Origin of the sequence: Sphingomonas aquatilis (assembly GCF_014196115.1) — a bacterium.
Taxonomy (GTDB): Bacteria; Pseudomonadota; Alphaproteobacteria; order Sphingomonadales; family Sphingomonadaceae; genus Sphingomonas; species Sphingomonas aquatilis.
On sequence record NZ_JACIDB010000028.1, the window covers coordinates 1 to 4,770 of the forward strand.

The 4,770-nt window shown below is 67.0% G+C and carries 3 protein-coding genes; 1 reads left to right on the forward strand and 2 read right to left on the reverse strand.

The genetic code is table 11. From position 1 onward, the window contains the following. Positions 1-148: 148 nt before the first annotated feature. Entirely contained in the window at positions 149-973 is an 825-nt protein-coding gene (locus GGR47_RS18940; RefSeq protein WP_126014483.1) for a hypothetical protein, read from the reverse strand. Positions 974-993: 20 nt separating this feature from the next. Next, positions 994-1,575, reverse strand: coding sequence for a recombinase family protein (locus tag GGR47_RS18945; RefSeq protein ID WP_007406331.1), 582 nt, complete (start codon positions 1,573-1,575; stop codon positions 994-996). Positions 1,576-1,739: 164 nt separating this feature from the next. Here GGR47_RS18945 and GGR47_RS18950 point away from each other — a divergent pair, with 164 nt between their 5' ends. Continuing rightward, a complete protein-coding gene (locus GGR47_RS18950) occupies positions 1,740-4,706 on the forward strand; it encodes a Tn3 family transposase (RefSeq protein ID WP_147037378.1) in 2,967 nt (988 codons plus the stop codon). Positions 4,707-4,770 lie beyond the last annotated feature (64 nt).

Sequence of the window (4,770 nt, forward strand, 5' to 3'; positions counted from 1 at the left end):
AGGGGGCACCTCAAGGTTTGTCATATGGACAGCGGCAGTCGGAACAAATGGTCAACAAAGGCCTGAGCGTTGCCGCAAAGTATATTAAGTTTCGTGGGTTTGTGAGGTTGGACGAGTTGGAAGTTACCGGATCACCTCTCGTGATGTTTCACCCGCGGAGCTCGTAGTAGACGATCTGCCATCCATTCTTGGGACCGCGCCACTGGGTGATCTGAAAGCTATGGGCTTGTGCAGACCCGTCCAGGACGCGGCTACTCCACCGTAGCGTTTCATCGTAACTGCTTCCGGACGATAACGCACCCGCTATGCGCCGAATGGGCAGCTTGGCGGGGAGCCTGCGGATGCGTCGGCCATCGTTGCCGACAAAGATAACGTCTTCGGCCACGCTTCGTCTTGGAACAGCCAACCAGTCGACCTGTTTGCCGGCCTGCTCCTGTCGCAAAACAGACGCGATCTCTTTCGCATCGCTAACGGCTTGGATTTGGAGCTGTTCATTGGTGAGTTTTGCCGAGCACTCAGGTTCGATCGCTTGTAAACTTTCTGCCGCTAATGCCTTCGATCCATCCCGACGATAGTCGTCGATTTCCCAGCGCCACCCCTCAGCACTGTTCCGCCAAAGCGTCTTATATGATCCAACTCGATTTCCGCCATCGTACAGCCCGCCGATAACAACTGCCGACCCGCTCGGATCACAGGACGGAAAGACAAGTTCGGGTCTGCGCTCGGCATGGCTCTCGACACTCATCATTGTGAGCCACCACCTTCGGCTACTCTCGGCTGCTTGCAACATGCTGGCCACAGATGGAGAGCGCGCGGTTTCGGGCGCATGTTGTATTGGCCAGGGGTCGCTTTGTGGACCGAAACTGCGTGCCGCTGCCTGACGGCCACTGGCAAGTACAGCTTCCGAGTAGGCCCGCTCCGCCTCCAGCGCGGAATTCGGCGAACTTGCCGCTAGTAGAAGCGCGAAGATCATGGCGAAATCCTACTCCTCAATCAACGTGTCGAGCGATGTACGGGCATCTGCGCCGGATGGTTGAGCGCCCGATAGAGCGTGGCATGATGACACTTCAGCAGCTTCGCCGCTTCGCGCACCGATGTGCCTTCGCCGACGAGACGCTGTCCGAGCGCGATCTGGTCCGGAGTGAGCTTGGGCTTACGCCCGAACTTCACGCCGCGCGCCATGGCTGCCGCGCGGCCGGAACTGGTACGCTGGTGGATCAGCTCGCGCTCGAACTCCGCGATGCCGGCGAACACGGTGAGCACCATGCGTCCCGCAGGCGTGGTCGTGTCGGCCCAGGGCTCGGCGAGCGAGCGCAGCCCCGCTCCCGCCTCGTTCAGCTTCTCGGCGATGTCGAGCAGGTCGCGCGTCGACCGCGCTAGGCGATCGAGCCGGGTGACCACAACCACGTCGTCGTCGCGCAGCTGCTCCAGCATCCGGTCGAGTTCCGGTCGGGCGCGCTTGGCGCCGGACACCTTCTCCTCGAATGTCCGCCGGCATCCGGCCGCCTTCAGTGCCGTCTTTTGAAGCGTGAGATCCTGATCGTCGGTAGATACGCGCGCATAGCCGAGGAGCATGTCGCAGATGTGCATTGGAACACGGCTGATTAGCAACAGACATTTGCGACAGCGTCCGCCCTCGTGGCGTGACCGGTCAGGGCCGCTGTCGCGAAACTTGAGAGTTACGCGACACCTCGCACGTGTCGGCCATAAACTATACGCTCCCGGACAGGGGGTGATCGATGGCCAGACGCGATCTGTTAACGGGCGACGAACGCCGCGCGTTGTTCGGCGTGCCCCTCGACCATGCCTCGCTCGCCAAGCATTACACGGTTGCCGATGAGGACCGGCCACTGATCGAAGCGAAGCGCGGCGACGCCAACCGGCTCGGCTTCGCGCTGCACCTCGCCCTGCTGCGTCATCCCGGCTTCGGCATACGCCACGACGATGTCGTCCCCGATTTTCTGATCCGGCACCTGGCCGCGCAACTCGACATCGTGCCCACAGCGTTCGAGGGCTACGCGCATCGCGCCCAGACCCGGCTCGAACACGCCTGGGAGGCGATGGAGCGTTTGCGCCTGCGCGCGTTCGAGGCGGCCGACGTCCCCGGCGCGCTCGGCGCAGCCACCCGCGCGGCGGAAGCGACCGAACGGGGCAAGCCGATCGCCGCGGCAGTGCTGGGCCATTTGCGTGCTGCCCGGATCGTTCTGCCCGCGCCCGCCCGTATCGAGCGGATCGGGGTGGCGGGGCGCGCCATGGCGCGCCGCCTCGCGGCCGACACGCTGGTCGATGCGCTTGCTCCGGAGCAGGTGACGGGGCTGGATGCGTTGCTGATCGTGGACCAGGATCGCAGCACGACGCCGCTCGCGTGGCTGCGCGACACGTCGGACAGCCCGACCGCGCGCAATCTCGCCGGCATTCTCGCCCGGCTCGCGCACGTGCGCCGGCTCGGGCTCGACCCGGGCATGGCCGGCCGCATCCACGAGCACCGCTTCGAGCAGCTCGTGCGCGAAGGCCACGTCGCGCCCGCGTTCCTCCTGTCCGACTACTCGCTCCGCAGAAGGCGCGCGACACTCGCCGCAGCCGTCATCGACCTGGAAGCGCGGCTCGCGGACGCCGCGATCGAAATGTTCGGCAAGCAGACCGGCCTCCTGTTCGCCAGGGCCAGGGCCGCGCAGAAGCGCGGCATCGAGGCGACCACACGCGACGTGAACCGGCTCATGCGGCTGCTGGGCGCCACGGTCGGCGCACTCCGGGTCGCGCGCGAGGACGGGTTGGACGTCTGGGCGGCGCTCGACGACGGGGTGGGCTGGACGAGGCTTCTGGACGCCGAGAGCGAGGCGACCGCGATCGCCGACCTGACTCGCGACGAGCCGCTGATCCGCGCGGCGGGGCGCTACATGACTATGCGGCGCTACGCGCCCGCGTTTTTTGACGCGTTCCGGTTCAAGGCGGCAGGCTCGCGCGACGGCGTGCTCGGCGCGATCAAGGTCGTGCGCGCGCTGAACGCGACCGGGCGGCGAGACGTACCGGCCGATGCGCCCATGCCGTTTTCCAGAAAATGGAAGGCGGCGATCACCGAGGGCGGCGTCATCGACCGCCGTCGCTACGAAACCGCCACGGTCGCGACCGTGCGCGAGCGGCTCCAATCGGGCGACCTGTGGGTGGAGGGTACGCGCGAACACCTGCGCTTCGACAGCTATATGCTCCCGCCCGGCAAAGCGGCCGAGATCGCGCTCACGCTGCCGTTCGACACCGACGTCGGCCGCTACTTGGAGGGGCGCGCCAGGCTGCTCGACTGGCGGTTGCGCCGGTTCGCAGGCTCGCTGAAGCGCGGCACGCTCGACGGCGTGGAGCTGCGGGGCGGTAACCTCAGGGTCAGCCCGCTCGCGGCCGTAACGCCCGCTGCGGCCGACAGGCTGGACGCGGCCGTCGACCGGCTCATGCCCCGCGTGCGCATCACCGAGCTGCTCGCCGAGGTGGAAGCCCGCACCGGGTTCCTGTGCGCATTTCCGGAACTGCGCTCGGGCCGCGCCCACTCCAACCCGCAGGCCGTGCTCGCCGCGATCCTGGCAGACGCGACGAACCTCGGCATCGAGCGCATGGCCAACGCCAGCCAGGGCGTCACCTACGCCCAGCTCGCCTGGACGCATGGCTGGTACGTATCGGAAGAGAATTATGCGGCAGGGCTGCGCCATCTGGTGGACGCGCAAGCCGCGCTGCCGCTCACGCGCGTGTGGGGCGACGGCACCGCGTCGAGCTCGGACGGGCAGTTCTTCCGCTCGGGCAGGCGGGGCGCGGCCGGCAGCACCAACGCGCGCTACGACCGGGAGCCGGGGCAGAAGATCTACGCCCATGTCGCCGATACCTACGCGCCCTACCATGTCCGGCTGATCTCGGCGACCGCGGCGGAGGCGCCCTATGTGCTGGACGGGCTGGTCGCGCACGGCTGCGGCATCGATCCCGCGACCCACTATGCCGATACGGGCGGCGCGTCCGACCACGTGTTCGCGCTCGCGCACCTACTCGGCTTCCGGTTCGTGCCCCGCCTGCGCGATCTAGCCGATCGCCGGCTCGGCCTGTTCCCGGGCACGGCCCGCCCCGAGGCGCTCGCGAAGCTGATCGGGCGCCCGTTCAACATCGCTGCCATCCGCGAAAGCTGGGACGAGATCGTCCGGCTCGCCGCGTCCGTGAAGGCCGGCGTGGTGCTACCGTCGGTCATGCTGAAGAAGCTGGCCGCGTACCGTCGCCAGAACCGGCTCGACTTCGCGCTCCAGGAGCTGGGCCGGATCGAGCGCACCCTGTTCACGCTCGACTGGCTAGAATCCAGGGCGCTCCGCCAGCAGTGTCAGGCTGGGCTCAACAAGGGCGAGGCGCGTCACACGCTCGCCCAAGCCGTGTTCGTCCACAAACAGGGCCGCCTGCGCGATCCGCAGTTCGAGAACCAGGCGCTGAAAGCGTCCGGGCTGACGCTGGTCACCGCCGCGATCGTGTACTGGAACACGCTTTACATGGGCCGCGCCGTCGAGCATCTGCGCGCCAGCGGCGAGCCCGCGCCCGACGAGCTGCTCGCCCATGTAGCCCCGCTCGGCTGGCGACACATCAGCCTGATCGGCGATTACCTCTGGCAGAATGCCGCTGCCGAGCTCGATCGAGACGGCTACCGCGCACTCAACATCGCCGGCGGACCCGGAGCCAAGGTGGCCTGAGCCGCCCTGTTCGCTACCTGTTCAGCTTACCGCTGTCCGTGTCACAAACCTTGAGGTGCTCCCA